The following is an 18,152-nucleotide window of genomic DNA, read 5'->3' as shown; positions in this document are numbered from 1 at the left end:
CTATAGTAATGATCACAGCAGAAGCTTTCCGGCAGCTGACCCTTAGCCTGCAGGGGACCCAAACCACGCTGATCGCCGTATCCAAGCTCAAGCCCGCTTCGGATATTGAAGCCTTATACCACCTCGGTCAAAGAGACTTCGGCGAGAACTATGTACAGGAGCTGGTGGAAAAACAGGCGCAGCTGCCCGCCGATATCCGCTGGCATTTTATCGGGCATTTGCAGTCCAATAAAGTAAAATACCTTGCCCCTTTTGTGCACCTGATCTACGGTGTAGATAGCTTCAGGCTGCTGAGCGAGATCAGCAAGCAAGGCGAGAAATGCGGAAGGCAGATCCCCTGCCTGCTGCAGCTGCATATCGCATCGGAAGAGACTAAATTTGGCATGGATGAGAAGGAGATGATCGAATTGCTCGAGCATTACGAGGCGCAGCGTGCGCAGCTGGGCCATGTACGCATTGACGGATTGATGGGCATGGCTTCCTTTACAGCCGACGAGGAGCAGATTGCCGCCGAATTCCGGAATCTCAGGGCCATGTTTGAGCTGGCGCGCCAAAGCTATTTTCTCGGGCAGGAACATTTTCGTGTATTGTCTATGGGTATGAGCGGCGATTATAAGATCGCTATCGCGGAGGGAAGCACACATGTACGCATCGGCAGCCTGCTTTTCGGGCAGCGCCGATAAAATATTTTACCGGCTTTTAAACCAAGCGGCATTTTAGCAGTCCTAATCCGCCAATAACCGGCGTTCACCCTCATTCTATATGCAGCAAACATCAGTACCGGGCCGGCCGGCCAGCTTACTCCGGGGCATCCTGAATAAGAGACTAAAGCCATTGCTTCCTGTAGTGTTCCTGCTAACGGCCGCAGGCTGTCACTCTGCCAAGGACAAAAAACCGAAGCAGGACAAAGGGCCTATGGGGCTTAGGGCGGAAGCAATAGTCGTAAAGCCTGCGGAGCTCAACGCCATATATGAAAGCAGCGGCAACCTGCTGGCCAACGAAGCGATCAATGTTTATCCGGAAGTTTCGGGCCGGATTACTGCTATTCATTTTAGAGAGGGCGTCCCTGTGCGCAAAGGCGATCTGCTGATACAGCTTTTCGACGGCGATATCAGGGCGCAGATACAGAAGCTGAAGGTGCAGCGCCAGCTCCTGGTCATTACCAGGGAGCGCCAGGACGAGCTGCTCGCGATCAACGGGATCAGTAAGCAGGAATACGACAATACGGTAGCGCAGATCGCTTCGATCGATGCCGATGTGGAATATAACGAAGCGCAATTGCGCCGCCTGCAGATCAGGGCCTCATTCGATGGCGTTATCGGCCTGCGCAATGTCAGTGTGGGTGCGGTAGTGACACCGACCACGCTCATAACGATCATACAGCAGGTCAATCCCCTCAAGCTTGACTTTCCCATCCCGGAACAATACAAAGGTGTGATCCGTAATGGTGATGCTGTACGCTTCACCGTTACAGGCAGCCGCGATACCATGAGCGGGCAGATCGCCGCGATCCAGCCGGGGGCCGATGCGACCACCCGTACCATTATGATGCGGGCACTGGTGCCCAATCCTGCAAATAAGCTGGTGCCCGGCGCATTTGCCAATGTGTACCTGACGCTCAATCGCAACAGCAATGCTATCATGATCCCTTCTCAAAGCATTATCCCCACCACCAGGGACAAGAAGGTAGCCGTATTGCGCAATGGTAAGGCAGAGCTGGTTACCGTCGCCACCGGTCTGCGGGAAGTGGAAGATGTAGAGATCCTGCATGGGCTGCAGCCCGGCGATACGGTGCTCACTACCGGCATCATGCAGGTGAAGCCAGGCGTAGAGGTTAAGGTAACCAAAATAAGAGCGTACCCAATCAGGTAGACCTGGAGTGATAATAAAAGCGGGCGCTGCAAACTTTGCAGCGCCCGCTTTTATTAGATGGCGATTATTTTTATTGAAAAGCTACCCAGCCCTGGGCGATCAGCTCATGCTTGTTACCCTTGCGGGTGATAAGGTTCTTGCCTTCTTCGGGAGGGGTCATATAGCCGATCACGCTGATGAGCTCCTGCATACGCAGCTTATCGTAATCTTCCTGGCTGATGGTGAACAACAGCTCATAATCCTCACCGCCGCTCAAGGCACAGGCGGTAGGATCGAGATCGAATTTATAGGCTACTTCCTTTGTCTCGTCGTGGAAGGGGATCTTGTCTTCGTAGAGCACGCAGCCGGTGTGGCTTTGCTTGCAGAGATGCAGTATCTCGGAGCTGAGGCCGTCGCTTACATCCATCATGGCTGTAGGCCTGATATCATGCTCTGCCAGCCATTCGACGATATCCAGGCGGGCCTCGGGTTTCAACAGCCTGCCGGTTACATAGGCACGCCCCTCCAGATCGGGCTTTATGCCGGGATTTTCCAGGAAGATTTTCTTCTCTCTTTCCAGCAGCTGCAGGCCCAGGTAGGCAGCGCCGAGATCGCCGGTAACGCAGAGCAGGTCGTTGGGGCGGGCGCCGCTGCGGGTCACGAATTTATCGGGCGTTACTTCGCCAATAGCGGTAATGCTGATGATCAGCCCCTTTTGTGCGCTTACGGTATCGCCGCCGATCAGGTCTACATTGTAGTGCCGGCAGGCAGCATAGACCCCTTCATAGAACTCTTCCAGCGCTTCTACCGAAAAGCGGTTGCTGATGCCGATATTCAGGGTAATGTGCGTAGGGATGGCATTCATGGCGCAAATGTCGGAGAGGTTGACCACTACCGATTTATACCCGAGGTGCTTCAGCGGTGTGTACATGAGGTCGAAGTGGATTCCTTCTACCAGCATATCGCTGGAAATAACGGTTTGCTTGCCAAACTGGTCGATCACCGCAGCATCGTCGCCGATGCTCAATATGGTGCTGGCCTGCCGGGTCTCATTGTTGCGGGTCAGGTGGTCGATAAGGCCAAACTCTCCCAGGCTGGCTATTTCCGTGCGTTCTTCACTCATGTTGTTGATTTTGATCAGGGCAGCGTATTAGAAAAGAAAGGTCAGGTTTATTACATTTGCGTATTAAAGCAACCTTAATGCGCCTACGATCTCTATTGCCACTGCTCTTTTGCTGCGTCTTATTTGCCTGCAAAGAAAAGCAAAATTCCGCTTCCGCTGAAGAAAAAGCGACCGCAACCAGCCAGGAGCCGCAGAAGACAGGCGATACCACGGCGACTTATTTTTCTGTGATCGATTATTTTAACGACCAGTGGAAAAACAGGAATGCCGACGCCTACACGCTGCTGAAGATCGAAGAGATAAATGGCCGGCGCGACAGTGCTTACCTGCCGCTCGACAGTGCGCTGTGGGCAAGGATGCGCGCTCCTTTTGATGCAACGGACATCGGGGATAAAAAATTCCTGGGCTGGTACAGCTTCAATATGTTCACCGACGAGACCACCGAGACCACGCACCTGCACTATGAAGCGGTTGCCGACAACCTGTTTACACGTAAGCTGGATATCGCTGCGGATATGGTGACCAACCGGGTCAAGTCGGTCTATATAGAGACCCGGAGGAAGCAGGATGGCCGCGTGGTGACCCAAAAGCTGCAGTACATGCCCGATCGCATCTTCCAGGTACAAAGCCAGGAAAGCGGCGGCAGCGGGGCCGCGAAAAATACCTTGCTGGAGTACCGTTTCAAATATTGATCCCATGCTTCCTTACTTCTATCATGAAATCCTCTCCGACGGGCAGGGCACTTTTATCCTGGACGAAGCCACTTCGAAGCATTGCATCCAGGTGCTGCGTATGCAGGAAGGAGAACCGATGCTGCTCACCAATGGCAAAGGATTGCGTGCGCAGGTAAAGATTGTCGCAGCCGACCGCAAGCGTTGCGGCGTACAGGCACAAACGATAGAGACACTTAAGTCCGGACCCTATGCCTTCTCACTGGGCATCGCTTTCACCAAGAACAATAACCGTAATGAATGGCTGCTTGAAAAAGCTACAGAGACCGGTATCGGGCATATCTATCCCCTGCTGACGCAGCGCAGCGAAAAGGAGAAGTTCAATGCCGAAAGGCTGAAGGCTATACTGGTATCGGCGATGCTGCAATCGCAGCAATGTTTCCTGCCGCAATTGCACGAGCCCATGCCTTTAAAGAAGATCGCGGCAATAGCGACGGAACAAAAGCTGATCGCGCACTGCCTCGGTGGCGAACCCCGTCGTTCCCTGCTGGAGGCCATGCAGCCGCAGAAAAGCACGATGGTGCTCATCGGGCCGGAAGGCGATTTTACGAAGGATGAAGTATCTTTATGTCTCGGGCAGGGATTTCTTCCGGTTTCACTGGGCGCCAACCGCCTGCGTACCGAAACAGCCGGGCTGTACGCCTGCACCGTTTTTAATGCCTTGAACTATGCGTAAATTGCTTTGCAGCCTGTTGCTGGTATTGGCAACGATAAGTATTCATGCCCAGCAAATGAAGCTGGCCCTGCTGGTATACGGCGGTGGCGGAGACTGGTATGCCAATCCTACAGCTTTGAAAAACCTGGCACAGTTCTGCAACCAGAACCTGCATACTGCATTTGCAGCGGCCGAAGCGCAGGTGGAAGCCGGAAGCGCCGATCTGTTCAACTATCCTTTTGTGCATGCTACCGGCCATGGCCGGCTTACCTTCAGCGATGCGGAAGCCAAAAACCTGCGGCTGTACCTGGAAAGCGGAGGCTTCCTGCATATCGACGATAACTTCGGGATCGATCCTTATGTGCGTCCTGAAATGAAAAAGGTATTTCCTGAGCTGGACTTTGTCGAGCTACCTTTTACGCATCCTATCTATCATCAGCAATACAATTTTCCCAACGGCCTGCCCAAGATTCATGAGCATGACGGCAAGCAGCCCCATGGCTATGGATTGATCTATAAAGGCCGCCTGGTCTGCTTTTACACCTACGATTGCGATATCGGTGATGGCTGGGAAGATCCTGAAGTGCACAACGATAGCCCGGAAAAACGGCAGCAGGCGCTTCAGATGGGCGCCAACATCATCCGCTATGTATTCTCCGGCGGCGCAAAATCATAGAAGGCTTTATCGTATCACGCTGCTTAAAAGGAAATCCATGAGCAAGCATCTTGAGCTGGGCAAAGCAGGCGAGGAAAAGGCACATGCCTTCCTGCGTGAAAAGGGGCATCATCTGTTAGAGATCAATTACCGCTTCGGGCACAAAGAAGTAGATGTGATCTCGTTGGCTGGCGATGTGCTGATCTTTACCGAGATCAAGACACGTAGCAGCTACACGCTGGGCTTTCCTGAAGAGGCTGTGCACAGCCGGAAGCGGCAATGGCTGAAAGCCGCCGCGGAGCATTATTGCCTGCAATACCCGGTGTATGAAAAGCTACGCTTCGATGTGATCAGCATCCTGCTGCAGCAGGGACGCGTTATTGAGCTGCTTCATTTTGAAGATGCTTTTTATTGACCGCTGCAGGATCCCGGAAGGGATTGATAACAGCAAAGGAAACAAGGCAGCACAAAGTGCCTACGATGCTGCCCACATACACATCGGCATAGAAGTGCTGCGAAAGATACATGCGCGAATAGACCACCGACAAGGCGAGGATGAAGAACACTGCGCCCAGGTAACGGTAACGGCCGGGCAGCAACAGCGACAGGAAGCAGAGGAAGGCGAAGGAGCCTTCGCTATGACCCGAAGGGAAGCTAAAGTCGTAGTTGAGCGGCTGGCCGGGCACCCTGTGGATCCAGGGGGCTTCTGCAAAATATTTCAATGGCCGGGGGGCATTCACCAATCCCTTTATCGCCTGGGTAAGCAGGAATGGGCTCAGGTTACATACCGCAAGCGCAAGGGCAAATTTCCAGCTGCGCAGGCGCGGGATCAATAACAGGAGCAGCAGCGCCGTAATGATCACGGCGCCTTCCCCGATATGCGTGATCCAGGGAAAGAGCATATCGCCCAGCGGGCTGTTCCGCTGGTTGATGGTCCGGTAGACCCAGCGATCCTGCTCCCAGAGCAGCAGCAGGCCGCCTGCCAGCAGCCATAGGATAAACAGCAGGATAAAGTAGCGGGCGCCTTCCAGCGGCCGCAGGTATCTTGACTGGTACATATTGTTGAAACGTGTCATCGGCTTAATCCTTCCTTATCTTTTGTTGTCTGCCGGTCAGCTTGTTCACGAAAGCCGTCAGTTTCGTCCATCCCCTCTGGTACCACTCCTTGTTGAACAGCCCCGAATCGTTCCGTGCTGCGGCCATGATCACGAAGGCTATAGGCAGCAGCACGCCGGTTGCCAGCCACATACCATACCAGGGCGCTACGGCGCTTTGCTGGGCCAGCTTTTCGCCCGTGCTCGAAATAATGAAATAAATAATGAAAAATGCAATGGCGATGATCACAGGCATACCCAGTCCGCCTTTGCGTATGATAGCGCCCAGTGGCGCGCCGATAAGGAACAGCAGCATACAGGCAAAAGAAAGGGTGTATTTCTTATGCCAGGCGATCTGGAATTGGTTGATGTTGTCCTTGCGGAGCTTCACATCACTGGAAACGATAGCAATCAGGCGTTGCGCGCTCCTGACGTTGGACTCTGCCGTTTGCATCACTTTCCTGCGCGATGAGTCGGGAACGAGGTCGAAGAAGTTGCGCTGGTACCGGCTGATCTTACCGCTACCCTTCGCCACTCTGCGGTAGGTAAGCGAATCTTCCTTGCGTTTCTGGTAAAGGGAGAAAAAAGGATCGAGGTAACGGTTCAGGTCTTTGGCCGAAAGTTCCAGCTTCTTGTTCATGCTGTCGATATTATTGTTCAGCTGGCTTACGTTCATCATCTCGTTATTGCCTTTGAACAGCTCTTCTTTGGTACGGCTGAAAGCAAATTTGGACAGGTCGAATACCTTGTACCATTTGCCGAACTCCATGCGGGTTTGCGAATGGTTGTTCTTGGTATTGTCCTCTTCATAGCGGCAGCCGTCGTTCAGCTCAAAGATCAGGTAACGTTTATCTTTGGAAGGATACATACGGCCGTTCTTGGCCAGTATTGTTCTGTCATTGCCCCTGCCCGAAGTGTGGTCGTAGATCACGATATCGCGTATGGTTTGCCCGTCCTTTTCTTTCTTGCCCACCCTTATAGCAAAGCCGTCGATGTCCTTATTGAAGAACCCTTCCCGTATGTTCATGGCCGGCTTCTGATTGCGCATATCGTACAGGAGAGAATACGATTTAAGGTTGGTAACGGGGATGACATAGTTGTTGAAGAAGAACGCCAGTACGGAAATGACAGCGATGAAAATGATCAGCGGCCGCATGAAACGGTATAGCGATATGCCGGCCGATTTAATAGCCACCAGCTCAAAGTTTTCGCCCAGAGATCCGAAGGTCATGATAGAAGCCAGCAGGATACCCAGCGGCAAGGCGATAGGGAACAGGGTAGTAGACATATACAGCATCAGCTGCAGGGTCATCAGCACACCGAAGCCTTTCCCGATCAGCTCGTCCATATAGAGCCAGTAAAACTGCATGGCCAGCGTGAACAGGACGATAAAGAAAGTTACCACGAAGGGGCCCATAAAGCTGCGCAGTATCAGGAAGTCCAGTTTTTTCAGGCGTACATTCATCAGGAACAGAATAGCCGGCAATACATTGTCCGGCGCTGCAAAAATAAAGAAGCTGCTTTAAAGGGCGCAGGAAAAGTATCCGGCGCTGAAAATCCGGTGGCCGGATATAAAAAGAAGCTGTCCAGTTGCGGACAGCCTCTCTATCTTTTAACGTGGCCGAAGCGTTTTTAGTATCTGGTGCCTTATCAGCTGCCTATCCTGTGTTTCAGATCGTTGATCTGTGTATTCCAAAGCTGCTGCTGATCTTTGATCTCGCCTTTGTCCGCAAAATCGGTGATCTGTAGTATGGTTTCGTTGGTTACCGGGCTTTGCGCAATCCGGAATTCAAAGAATTCTTCGTCATCGTAATATTCCCAGCGATAACGCACAAATTCATTTTCTTCAAAACTAACACGGTCCGCTTCATCGGTAGCATTGTTCCAGCTGAAATAGAAAGTATCTTCCCGCTGATCTACTTTATCTGCAAACCACTCCTGTAAGCCGTTAGGGGTAGAAAGAAATTCATAGAGTATATTGGGGGAGCATCTGATAGGGAACTCAACCGTAAACATTGATTTTTTACTCTTCATAAATAAAGCGGTCTTAATGATTCATTGTCTTGCAATAATAGAAAAAGCCCGGAATAATCAAAGCTTTTTCCTCCTTTTATTTTATTTTCATTTGTAATGCCCTTGAAACCCTTGTTCAGTGCGTGTTAATGTTTGTTTAATTTTTTTTGGATTCATAGTGCCGAATCCTTAGCTTTGTTTACATGTTGCCTAATTGTTAATCGAAAAAAATTATCTCATTTGTAACCAAAAATTTACACACACTCATGTCAATGCGTCAATTGAAAATCACAAAGTCAATTACCAACCGGGAGAGCCAATCGTTGGAAAAATACCTCCAGGAAATCGGTAAGGTTGACCTTATTACTCCGGAAGAGGAGGTACAACTTGCGATCAGAATCAAGCAGGGTGATCAGAAAGCATTGGAGAAATTGACGAATGCCAATTTACGTTTCGTAGTCTCTGTGGCAAAGCAATACCAGAACCAGGGCCTCTCTTTGAGCGACCTGATCAACGAGGGAAATCTGGGGCTGATCAAAGCAGCGCAACGCTTTGACGAGACACGTGGTTTTAAATTTATTTCGTACGCCGTATGGTGGATCCGCCAGTCGATATTACAGGCGCTGGCCGAGCAAAGCCGTATCGTACGTTTGCCGCTCAATAAGGTAGGATTGACAAACAAGATCAGCAAGGCGTACTCTATGCTGGAGCAGGAGTACGAACGCGAGCCTTCTTCCGAAGAGCTGGCCAGCCTGCTGGAGATCGGACTGGAAGAAGTAGAAACAACATTAGGCGTGGCGGCCCGCCACGTAAGCATGGACGCCCCCTTTATCGATGGCGAAGACAACACTTTGCTGGATGTGCTGGAAAATGCCAATGCATTGAAAGCCGACCGGGAGATCGAGCACAGCGATTCGCTGCGCATGGAAGTAGCCCGCTCGCTCAGCACGCTCACCGATCGCCAGCGCGATGTGCTGACCCTCTATTTCGGCATCGGTGTAGAGCATCCTGTTTCTCTAGAAGACATAGGAGAACGTTTCGGATTAACCCGCGAAAGAGTACGCCAGATCAAGGATAAGGCGATCACCAAACTACGCACAACCAACCGTTGCAAACTGCTGAAATCCTATCTCGGGTAGAAGCATTCCCTCAAAACAAACAGACAACATAGGAAATTAAAAAAGCGTCCGGCAACGGGCGCTTTTTTATTAGTGGGCAGGAGGTGAGTTGGCTGATAGTATCAGGTATCAGGTCTTACATCCCGAATCTAATATCTAATATCTAATATCTAGCATCTAATACCTAATCTCTATCCCACAGCGATCAATATCCTGTTCTGCTCTTTTTCGATCACATCTACATTGCTGAAAATGCTTTTGACATTGCTCAGGTATTGATACAGCTCCACTTCATCGTTGACGATATAATTCATGATCCAGATACCACCGGGCTTCAGCAGGCGCTTGCTGTTGACCAGGAACTCCCGCTCCGTGAAGAGGGACGGTACCTCGCGGCCATTGAAGATATCAACGCATACCATATCGTAACGGCGCTTGTCTTTTTTGACAAATTCTGCTGCGTTGATACATTGCGGATCGAGATTATGTACGCCTAAGGCAGAAAGATTTTCAAGCGCCCATTTCAATATCTGCTCATCATATTCTACCAGGGTGAAGCGCGGCATAAGCTTGTACTTTTCTTTCAGTATCTGCACAATACTGCCCAGGCCGGTGCCCAGTATAAGACAGTCGGAAACCGCCAGCAGCTTGCTTTTGGGCAGGTTCTTAAAGGCAATGCGGAAGGGCTGATAGCGATTGCCGTCGGAATAAAGCGCCTCTTCCGTAGCCAGCTGCCACTGGTTGCGGTAAAGGATGAACTCCAGGAATTTGGTCCGGCTACCCGGGGTGCTGGCAATAGTTACGGGTATCAGGTAGCTTAAAGCTCTTTTTACAGGTGAAACTTTGAAAAAAGGGTGCACGAGGTTATGGTTTTTTATAGTACTGCATCGCTTTCGGTATCTGGCTTTTAATGTTGTTGATGCGGGTCTGGTCGCTGGGGTGGGTGCTCAGCAGCTCGGGCGGCTTGGAGCCTCCCTGGGCCGCCATGCGCTGCCAGAAGCTTACAGCTTCATTGGGATCGTACCCGGCCATGGCCATAAAGATAAGGCCCATTTCATCGGCTTCGCTTTCATGCTTCCGGGAGAAAGGCAGAATGCCGCCCACATTGGATGCCACGCCGTATGCAGAATTGTAGAGCGCCTGGGTTTCGGCAGGTTTGCTGGAAACAGCGACAGCTACGGCAACACCGCCGAGCTGCTGCACCAGCCCCTGGCTCATGCGCTCGGCCCCGTGCTTGGCAATGGCATGGGCGATCTCATGACCCATGACTACAGCCAATCCTGCTTCGGTTCTGGTAATAGGTAAGATGCCCGAATAGACGACCACTTTACCGCCAGGCATACACCAGGCATTGGCCTCTTTGGAATTGACGAGGTTAAACTCCCATTTATAGCCTGCCAGCACATTGCTTTGTCCTTTGCCTGCAAAGTATTGATTGATGGCCGCGGCGAGCCTGTTGCCCACCCGTTTTACCATTTCCGCATCATTGCCGGCTATAGGCTTGTTCTGCGACAGGAAGGTGGTGTATTGTTGTGCGGAAAGGCTATTGATGGTACCATCGTCGACCAGGTTGAGGGAAGAACGGCCGGTAACCGGGTTTTTATAGCAGCCTTGCAGCGCAGGCAGGAACAAAAGGCCGGACAGGGCCACAGCGGAAAAAAAAGAATTAGGCTTCATTTTGACATGTTTTGCTGGAGTGTGAACATTTAGAGCAGTATATAGGTTCAAAATAAAGGGATAGGACAGAGCCAAAGTAATGAAAATAAATGAAACCAGTATGTAAACGTTACATAGCCGGGGATAAGTATCCGGAAAAATAGCTGGATTGGGGGACCCATTGCCGCCAGTTGTCGGTTTCTGGCTATCTTAGCAAAAAAGGATGAGCTTATTATGAAAAAAATATTCTTCCTGTTGACCGGTATCCTGGGCATAGCTTTTTCTGTGCAGGCGGGGAACAAGATCACCCGGATCAAAGTGAAAGCATCAATCTACTGCGACCATTGCCAGAAGTGCGAAAGCTGCGGCAAGCGCCTGGAGACCGCTGTATACGGGGTTAAAGGCGTGAAGCGGATGGATATTGACGCCGGCAGTAAAACCATTGGAGTGATCTACAACGCCGATAAAGCCACACCGGACCAGATCAGGGAAGCCATTGCTGCTGCGGGCTTCGATGCTGATGGGCTTAAAGGCAATGCCAAAGTTTACGAGCAATGGGATGACTGCTGCAAGCGGGACTAAAGGAGACAATCTTCCAGACAGAATAAAAAAAGCTTTCCCGGGGAAAGCTTTTTTTATTCTGTCTGATCTGATCAGGAACAGGACTGCGTTATTTGTTGCGTTTGGTTAGCTTTACCTTACTTTCATTGCCGGCAAGGAGCCTGCTGATGTTCTTATGATGCGTGAGCACGACCATACAGGCCGTTGCAATAGCAAAAAGCTTGTAGGACATTTCGGGCGCCTGATCTTTAAAAATAAAAAGGATCAGTACAGGGAAAGCCACGCTGGCGGCCATAGAGCTGAGCGACACGTAGCGGGTCAGGAACAGCATTACCAGGAACACAGCCACCAGGCTGACGGCGACGATAGGATGTATAGCAAGGATCATTCCGAACAAGGTAGCAATGCCTTTACCGCCCCTGAAGCCGGCCCATATCGGGAAAATATGACCAACTACTGCGCAGAGACCCAGACCTACCTGGAGATTGGTCATTTGCTCGGAACCGGGACTATGGACAGAAAGATAAGAGAGGTATACTGCTGCAAAGCCTTTGAGCATATCGACCAGCATAACGCCGATGCCTGCTTTTTTGCCGAGCACCCTGAACGTATTGGTCGCGCCGGCATTCCCGCTGCCATGATCTCTGATGTCCAGTCCGTAAATCCGTTTACTCACCCAAACTGCGGTAGGAATTGACCCGATCAAATATGCAAGCGTTAAAAGGAATATGATATTCATTTACCGTTAAGTCGTTATTGGAAGCGGCAAATATAAGAAACTATTTCAGCAATTCCTCGTAATCTCAAAATCATTACCTTAGGATTACAATTCAGCATATGTCATCCATTAACCGGCTAAGTGCCCCCAAAAAGCTGATCGTCAGCCTGATCACCGGCGTAGCCTGCTATGCCTTGCTCCTGCTTTGGCCCCATAAGGTCCTCCTGCATTTCCTGGCATCCTGGGACACTTTCTGTGCCTGTTTCCTGGCCTTGAACTGGATCACGTTCTTCACCATAGCGCCTAAGGAAATACGCAAAGAGGCACGCAGCCAGGACGAAGGCCGTGTGGTGGTCTTCATCATTGCCCTGGTCGCCACGCTGGCGGCTTTCCTGGCCGTTATCCTGCTCGTGCTGAACCGGAAAGCAGGTGGGGAGACGGCTGTATTACCGCTGGCAATTGCTTTTGCGGGCATGATCCTGTCCTGGGGATTGGTACATACCGTATTTGCCGGTCGTTATGCGCATATCTATTACGCCGATCATAAGGAGGATAAAAACAAGCATGCCGGCGGGCTCATTTTCCCGGGCGATCAGCCGCCTGATTTCCTCGATTTTGCCTACTTCTCTTTTGTGCTGGGCATGACCTTCCAGGTGTCGGATGTTGCCATCAGCACACGGCGCCTGCGCCGGCTGGCTTTGCTGCACAGCCTTATCGCTTTTGCTTTCAATACGGTTATTGTGGCGCTCACGATCAATGTGATCGCCGGTCTCTCCGGCTAAGCCATAAACAGCTGCAGGCCGTGCGTGGCAAGGCCCGCAGCTGTTTCACAGAAAGGCCTTCTGCCTTAATACTTTTTGAAAAAGTAAATGGCCTGGTGCTCATCTTCGAGCAGGAGCTCGAACGGGGTTTGTCTCAGCACCTTAAAGCCCAGGGGCTGGTTAAGTGTAGTAAGGACTTTAATCTCCGGCCCTTTGATCTCTTTTACTTTATACTCCAGGTTGGCGGCAGTAAGCATGGCGCCCCTGGTCCCTTTCACCGGCTTGCTGTAGAAATGGATCTTCTTGGGATACTGGATCTTGCTGATGTCGGCTTCAGCGCCTTCGCGCAATACTTTTTTGTACAGGCGCCATATGCCGGGCAATTGCTTTCCGTTGATCTTGTATACCGGTTCAGCAGGAATGGCATTTTCGGCAGTAAAGGCATCAGCATCAGCGCCGGTCATGTCTTTCGGCGCCCTTGTGAAAATATGGGTCAGCTTGCCGAACTGCAGCCGTATTTCTTCCGGCTCATTTTTTGCGACATGAAAAGTCCGTTTTTTAACGTCGATCGAATCGCCGGCCACGGTGCCACGGTAGGCATAGCCGCCGATCACCACATCGATCACCTGGCGGTCAGTGGTATTAAGCCATACGGTATCGGTGTACCGGACTTCCTGCTGGTCCTGGTTCAGCCGGGAGCTTTCTTTCCAGCGGTTGGGGGAGTACTCTTGCGCGGTTAAGGGTTGGACATAAAGCAATGCGCCCAGGAGGGCGGCAGGGAGAAAGGGTTGCATAGATAAAAGGGTAGGTTTGGGTTTAAAATAGTCGCAAATATAAAGGATGATTGCGGATAGGCTTAAGGAAAATGAGGAATTGATGCAAAGGTAAAATGCTGTCTTTATAAGGCTTATCCCCGTATCCGGGGATAAGCGGCCGCGGCAAAGATAAAGGCGGGACAGCAGTAGCCGGCGGCGTTTTAAGATGTGCAGCAGCGCCGTATAAATCCGTACAGCACCCGGGTATATCCGTAGCGCTATGGCCTGTCTGTCAAAAGGAAAAGCTGCCCCGGGGCAGCTTTTCCTTTTGAATATTGCAGCGCGATTATAACCTTTCGATCACAACGGCGCTGGCGCCGCCGCCGCCGTTGCAGATACCTGCAGCGCCGATCTTGGCATTCTTTTGTTCCAGTACATTCAGCAGGGTAACGATGATGCGGGCTCCGCTGGCGCCCAGGGGGTGACCCAGGGAAACGGCCCCGCCGTTCACATTGACCTGCTCCGGCTTCAGCTTCATCAGCTCACAGTTGGCCAGGCCGACCACGCTGAAGGCTTCGTTCAGCTCAAAGTATTCTATGTTTTCCATCTTCAGACCGGCTTTGGCTACCGCTTTGGGAACGGCTTTGGCGGGTGAGGTGGTGAACCATTCAGGAGCCTGTTCAGCATCGGCATAACCGCGGATCACAGCGAGGGGCTTCAGGCCCAGCGCTTCCGCTTTTTCGCGGCTCATCAGCACTACGGCGGCGGCACCGTCGTTCATGGTTGAAGCATTGGCGGCCGTTACCGAACCACCTTTTACGAAGGCGGAATTGAGTGTCGGGATCTTGTCAAACTTTACATTGAAGGGCTCTTCATCTTTGGCAAATACTACCGGATCGCCTTTGCGCTGCGGTATCTCTACCGGTACGATCTCGTTGGCAAAACGACCTTCGTTTACAGAAGCCTGGCTGCGCTGGTAGCTCTGGATTGCAAAGGCATCCTGCTCTTCACGGCTGATCTTCATCTCTGCCGCTGTATTTTCTGCAGCATTGCCCATAGCATAGTTGTGGTATACATCGGTAAGGCCGTCTTTGGCCAGGCCGTCGATCAGCTTTACATCGCCATATTTGCTGCCCCAGCGCAGGTTAGGGCTGTAGAAAGGTACATTGCTCATGCTTTCCATGCCACCGGCAACCACGACTTCCGCATCGCCCAGCATAATGGCCTGCGCGCCCTGGGTAATGGCTTTCATGCCGCTGGCGCACACTTTATTCACTGTAGTGCAATTCACTTCGTCGGGCAGGCCGGCAAATTTAGCCGCCTGGCGTGCGGGCGCCTGTCCCAGGTTGGCCTGCATTACCGCACCCATCAATACGTCGTCAACTTCCTTTGGGTCCAGCTTGATCCTTTCCAGGGCGCCTTTGATCGCAAAAGCACCCAGCTGCGTGGCCGAAAAATCTTTCAGTGAACCGCCCCAGCTGCCTATAGGCGTCCGTACTGCGGATACGATAACTACTTCTTTCATTATTGGAATTTTTTTGAAACGGAGCAAATGTAGGCAATTTGCTGAACTGTCGTTCACTAAATAATGCAACAGTTATATTGATAAAATCTCTACGTGGAAGCGGCAGTCCCGCCGGGGCTGCCGCTTTTCATCAATTTACTCATAAATACTGTTTTTCTATGGTTTCACTATTTTCATGATGCTGGACCCATCTTCTGTAACGATCTCCACCAGATAGTTACCCGCGGGAAGAGTGCTTATATCGATAGACGCGCCATCTGCATTCAATGTGCCGGTTTGTACAGAGCGGCCATCCCAGGTGCGGATCCTGTAAGCTGTGGCTGCGCTGATACCTTTGATGCTAAGGCGGTTGGCGGCAGGATTGGGATACAGGGACAGGCCTTCCTGTACTGAGGCCGTACGCACAAGAACGACAGGAGACAAACGGAAAGAACCATCCTGGTCGATCATACGTAAACGATAGAGTATATTGCCGGCCTGCCCATTTATAGGATCGTTAAGCTCATATTGATATTGTCCGTTGTAGGGGATCGTGGCTACTTTTCCAAATGCGCCGCCCACGCTGCGTTCCAGTTCGAAATGTGAAAACCGTACGGCGTTGCCGGTTTGCCAGCTAAGGCGGGCGGTACGATGGTCAGCCAGGGAGCCTTTAAAGGAAATAAGCTCGACAGGAACGGGGTTTGCGGGTGTCACAGTAATATTTCCGACAGCATTATCATTGGCCACATTAGTATTGCCGGTGGGAGGATTGCTTTCGGCAAGCAACTGGAGCGGCGCCTGGCCAGCATTGGCGCCGGTAACCTGTACCGTTATGGTGACAGGCATTCCAGGAGGCAACATTTGTGCAGTTTCCAGTAGCAGGGATGTCATCACGCCTGGAGTTACATTCCAGACAGGGGTGAACAACATGTTTACTCCATTGAGCGAAGCCTGGTTTACGGTAAGCATTCCGGGGAAAATTATATTCCAGGTAGCTCCGCCGGGTGGTATAGGATCCGTCCCCATATTTTGGAGAGTGAAGGAGACAGTTGCCGTAGCACCTACTGCTATGGTATCGGGACTGGCAATAATATTGATTGCAGCAGGATCGGCATTGGCATTCTGAGCCCTGGTTACTAATGATGCCGAAAGAATGGCGAGTAACAGTAGTGCTTTTTTCATTTTGAAGATGTGTTTTAAATGTTACAGAATAGCATCATTATAGGATGGGTAAATGCAAAACAGCCCCGATGGGGCTTCTTTTGCATAACCAGCTTTTAATAAAAATCGGGAATTGACGACCGGGCATAATTTTTTCTAAAAAAATTATGCATCAATCAGTGGGTGGTTTTTGGAGCGGCCGGTAAAGGCTCGTATGAATATTCTTTATATCAAAAACTATGCCAGAACCGGGCGCCATTTTATATTTTCCAGGCCGAGATCACTGCATGAAAAGGGCGCCGGCAATTAGAAACGCAGGTAGTGAATCGTGCGCATCCAAAAGGAGAAGCGCAAAAAAAACGGGAGGTTATCCATTGGACAACTTCCCGTTCAACAGGTATTACAGCTTGTTGTTATCGTTTGCCAAACATATTGGGCATACCCATTCCCGGCATACCCATGCCCATCCCTTTGAACTTGTTCATTTGCTTCATCATATTACGCATCTGCTCAAACTGCTTCATGAATGCATTCATCTCTGAAATATCCTTACCGGCGCCGGTAGCGATACGTTTGCGGCGCGCAGGAGTAATGATATCGGGGTTGCGGCGTTCGGCAGGGGTCATGGAATCGATCATCGCTTCAATGCCTTTGAAGGCGTCGTCGCTGATGTCGATATCCTTGATGGCTTTGCCCACACCAGGGATCATGGCCAGCAGGTCTTTGATGTTGCCCATCTTTTTGATCTGGCCCAGCTGGGTCTTGAAATCTTCGAAATCGAATTTGTTGGCCCGGATCTTTTTCTCGATCTTCTTGGCTTCTTCTTCGTCAAACTGGTCCTGGGCGCGCTCTACCAGCGATATGATGTCGCCCATGCCCAGTATACGCTGGGCCATACGCTCGGGGTAGAACACATCGAGCGTATCGAGCTTCTCGCCCATGCTTACAAACTTGATGGGCTTGTCTACCGTGTATTTGATCGACAGGGCCGCACCGCCGCGGGTATCGCCGTCGAGCTTGGTGAGCACCACGCCGGTAAAGTCGAGACGGTCGTTGAAGGCCTTGGCTGTATTTACGGCATCCTGGCCCGTCATGGAATCCACAACAAAGAGGATCTCAGAAGGATTCACGGCAGCTTTAATATTGGCCACCTCGGTCATCATCGCTTCGTCTACCGCCAGGCGGCCCGCCGTATCGATGATCACCACGCCATTGCCGTCCTGCTTGGCTTTGGCGATCGCATTCAGGGCAATCTGTACCACATCTTTATTCTCCGGCTCGCTGTAAACGGGCACTTTGATCTGCTCACCCAGCACATGCAGCTGGTTGATCGCGGCAGGACGGTACACGTCGCCGGCCACCAGCAGCGGTTTTTTATGCTTTTTGCTATGGAGATAATTGGCCAGCTTGCCCGAGAAGGTTGTTTTACCCGAACCCTGAAGACCGGCGATGAGGATAATCGTGGGTTTGGAAGAGAGATCCAGCTCCACTTCTGTGCCACCCATCAGCTCGGCCAGCTCGTCTTTGACGATCTTGACCATGAGCTGGCCGGGCGATACAGCGGTCAGCACCTTTTCGCCCAGGGCTTTGTCTTTTACCTTGTCGGTAAATTCCTTGGCAATCTTATAGTTCACGTCGGCATCAACCAATGCGCGGCGTATTTCTTTTACGGTAGTGGCTACATTGATCTCGGATATACGTCCTTCGCCCTTGAGGAGCTTAAACGCCGAGTCGAGCCGTTCACTGAGGTTATCAAACATTTGCGGTAATCCTTTTTGAAGGCTGCAAAGGTAGTT

The 18,152-nt window shown here is 51.3% G+C and carries 20 protein-coding genes; 9 read left to right on the top strand and 11 right to left on the bottom strand.

Annotated elements, in window-relative coordinates; translation table 11 throughout:
- Nucleotides 1–8: 8 nt before the first annotated feature.
- Together DZC79_RS08750 and DZC79_RS08745 are read left to right on the top strand one after the other, a co-directional pair.
- Complete coding sequence (locus DZC79_RS08750; protein ID WP_118951182.1) at nt 9–683, top strand: YggS family pyridoxal phosphate-dependent enzyme; 675 nt, start codon at nt 9–11, stop codon at nt 681–683.
- A 79-nt stretch (nt 684–762) separates the two neighbouring features.
- The gene (locus DZC79_RS08745) at nt 763–1,872 is read left to right on the top strand and encodes an efflux RND transporter periplasmic adaptor subunit (protein WP_118951181.1); all 1,110 of its coding nucleotides are present in this window, start codon (nt 763–765) and stop codon (nt 1,870–1,872) included.
- 70 nt (nt 1,873–1,942) lie between these two features.
- Here DZC79_RS08745 and thiL read toward each other — a convergent pair whose 3' ends face one another.
- Nucleotides 1,943–2,974 (bottom strand): thiamine-phosphate kinase, encoded by a 1,032-nt coding sequence (thiL, locus tag DZC79_RS08740; RefSeq protein WP_118951180.1) that lies wholly within the window; start codon nt 2,972–2,974, stop codon nt 1,943–1,945.
- A 77-nt stretch (nt 2,975–3,051) separates the two neighbouring features.
- On the opposite strand from thiL, the gene DZC79_RS08735 reads away from it, so the two are divergent.
- Genes DZC79_RS08735 through DZC79_RS08720 form a run of 4 tightly spaced genes read left to right on the top strand, consistent with a single transcriptional unit; the run spans nt 3,052 to nt 5,430 of the window.
- Entirely contained in the window at nt 3,052–3,666 is a 615-nt protein-coding gene (locus tag DZC79_RS08735) for a hypothetical protein (RefSeq protein WP_157977020.1), read from the top strand.
- 4 nt (nt 3,667–3,670) lie between these two features.
- On the top strand, nt 3,671–4,381 hold the full coding sequence (locus tag DZC79_RS08730; protein ID WP_118951178.1) for an RsmE family RNA methyltransferase: 711 nt from the start codon (nt 3,671–3,673) through the stop codon (nt 4,379–4,381).
- Nucleotides 4,374–5,036, top strand: coding sequence for a DUF4159 domain-containing protein (locus DZC79_RS08725; protein ID WP_118951177.1), 663 nt, complete (start codon nt 4,374–4,376; stop codon nt 5,034–5,036). The genes DZC79_RS08730 and DZC79_RS08725 overlap by 8 nt, the downstream gene beginning before the upstream one ends.
- Before the next feature lie 37 nt (nt 5,037–5,073).
- Entirely contained in the window at nt 5,074–5,430 is a 357-nt protein-coding gene (locus DZC79_RS08720) for a YraN family protein (RefSeq protein WP_157977019.1), read from the top strand.
- Here the strand turns inward: DZC79_RS08720 and DZC79_RS08715 are convergent.
- From DZC79_RS08715 to DZC79_RS08705, 3 genes are all read right to left on the bottom strand, one after another.
- Nucleotides 5,393–6,091 (bottom strand): phosphatase PAP2 family protein, encoded by a 699-nt coding sequence (locus DZC79_RS08715; RefSeq protein WP_118951175.1) that lies wholly within the window; start codon nt 6,089–6,091, stop codon nt 5,393–5,395. The two genes, DZC79_RS08720 and DZC79_RS08715, sit on opposite strands and share 38 nt — an antisense overlap.
- A 4-nt stretch (nt 6,092–6,095) precedes the next feature.
- Nucleotides 6,096–7,574 carry an LptF/LptG family permease gene (locus DZC79_RS08710; RefSeq protein ID WP_157977018.1) on the bottom strand — a complete coding sequence of 493 codons (1,479 nt, stop codon included), beginning with the start codon at nt 7,572–7,574 and terminating at the stop codon, nt 6,096–6,098.
- A 185-nt stretch (nt 7,575–7,759) separates the two neighbouring features.
- The gene (locus tag DZC79_RS08705) at nt 7,760–8,143 is read right to left on the bottom strand and encodes an START-like domain-containing protein (RefSeq protein ID WP_118951173.1); all 384 of its coding nucleotides are present in this window, start codon (nt 8,141–8,143) and stop codon (nt 7,760–7,762) included.
- Between the two features lie 251 nt (nt 8,144–8,394).
- On the opposite strand from DZC79_RS08705, the gene DZC79_RS08700 reads away from it, so the two are divergent.
- Nucleotides 8,395–9,261 carry a sigma-70 family RNA polymerase sigma factor gene (locus DZC79_RS08700; RefSeq protein ID WP_118951172.1) on the top strand — a complete coding sequence of 289 codons (867 nt, stop codon included), beginning with the start codon at nt 8,395–8,397 and terminating at the stop codon, nt 9,259–9,261.
- Nucleotides 9,262–9,431: 170 nt separating this feature from the next.
- On the opposite strand, the gene DZC79_RS08695 is transcribed toward DZC79_RS08700, so the two are convergent.
- Together DZC79_RS08695 and DZC79_RS08690 are read right to left on the bottom strand one after the other, a co-directional pair.
- Nucleotides 9,432–10,100 (bottom strand): spermidine synthase, encoded by a 669-nt coding sequence (locus DZC79_RS08695; protein ID WP_157977017.1) that lies wholly within the window; start codon nt 10,098–10,100, stop codon nt 9,432–9,434.
- A gap of 4 nt (nt 10,101–10,104) precedes the next feature.
- Entirely contained in the window at nt 10,105–10,917 is an 813-nt protein-coding gene (locus DZC79_RS08690; protein ID WP_118951170.1) for a M48 family metallopeptidase, read from the bottom strand.
- Between the two features lie 213 nt (nt 10,918–11,130).
- Between DZC79_RS08690 and DZC79_RS08685 the strand changes: the two genes are divergently transcribed.
- Nucleotides 11,131–11,478 carry a heavy-metal-associated domain-containing protein gene (locus tag DZC79_RS08685; protein WP_118951169.1) on the top strand — a complete coding sequence of 116 codons (348 nt, stop codon included), beginning with the start codon at nt 11,131–11,133 and terminating at the stop codon, nt 11,476–11,478.
- A gap of 88 nt (nt 11,479–11,566) precedes the next feature.
- Here the strand turns inward: DZC79_RS08685 and plsY are convergent, their stop codons facing one another.
- A complete protein-coding gene (gene plsY / locus DZC79_RS08680; protein ID WP_118951168.1) occupies nt 11,567–12,196 on the bottom strand; it encodes a glycerol-3-phosphate 1-O-acyltransferase PlsY in 630 nt (209 codons plus the stop codon).
- Nucleotides 12,197–12,294: 98 nt separating this feature from the next.
- On the opposite strand from plsY, the gene DZC79_RS08675 reads away from it, so the two are divergent.
- Nucleotides 12,295–12,957, top strand: a complete 663-nt coding sequence (locus DZC79_RS08675) for a DUF1345 domain-containing protein (protein ID WP_118951167.1) — start codon at nt 12,295–12,297, stop codon at nt 12,955–12,957.
- Between the two features lie 65 nt (nt 12,958–13,022).
- Here DZC79_RS08675 and DZC79_RS08670 read toward each other — a convergent pair whose 3' ends face one another.
- From DZC79_RS08670 to ffh, 4 genes are all read right to left on the bottom strand, one after another.
- Nucleotides 13,023–13,730, bottom strand: coding sequence for a hypothetical protein (locus tag DZC79_RS08670; RefSeq protein ID WP_118951166.1), 708 nt, complete (start codon nt 13,728–13,730; stop codon nt 13,023–13,025).
- A 307-nt stretch (nt 13,731–14,037) separates the two neighbouring features.
- Entirely contained in the window at nt 14,038–15,216 is a 1,179-nt protein-coding gene (locus DZC79_RS08665; protein ID WP_118951165.1) for an acetyl-CoA C-acyltransferase, read from the bottom strand.
- Between the two features lie 156 nt (nt 15,217–15,372).
- The gene (locus DZC79_RS08660) at nt 15,373–16,377 is read right to left on the bottom strand and encodes a T9SS type A sorting domain-containing protein (protein WP_118951164.1); all 1,005 of its coding nucleotides are present in this window, start codon (nt 16,375–16,377) and stop codon (nt 15,373–15,375) included.
- A gap of 392 nt (nt 16,378–16,769) precedes the next feature.
- Entirely contained in the window at nt 16,770–18,116 is a 1,347-nt protein-coding gene (ffh, locus tag DZC79_RS08655) for a signal recognition particle protein (protein ID WP_118951163.1), read from the bottom strand.
- Between the last annotated feature and the right edge of the window lie 36 nt (nt 18,117–18,152).

The organism is Taibaiella helva (genome assembly GCF_003545695.1).
Taxonomy (GTDB): domain Bacteria; phylum Bacteroidota; class Bacteroidia; order Chitinophagales; family Chitinophagaceae; genus Taibaiella; species Taibaiella helva.
Note: the sequence above shows the minus strand (reverse complement) of the source record. Positions and strands in the feature narration are given on the sequence as shown.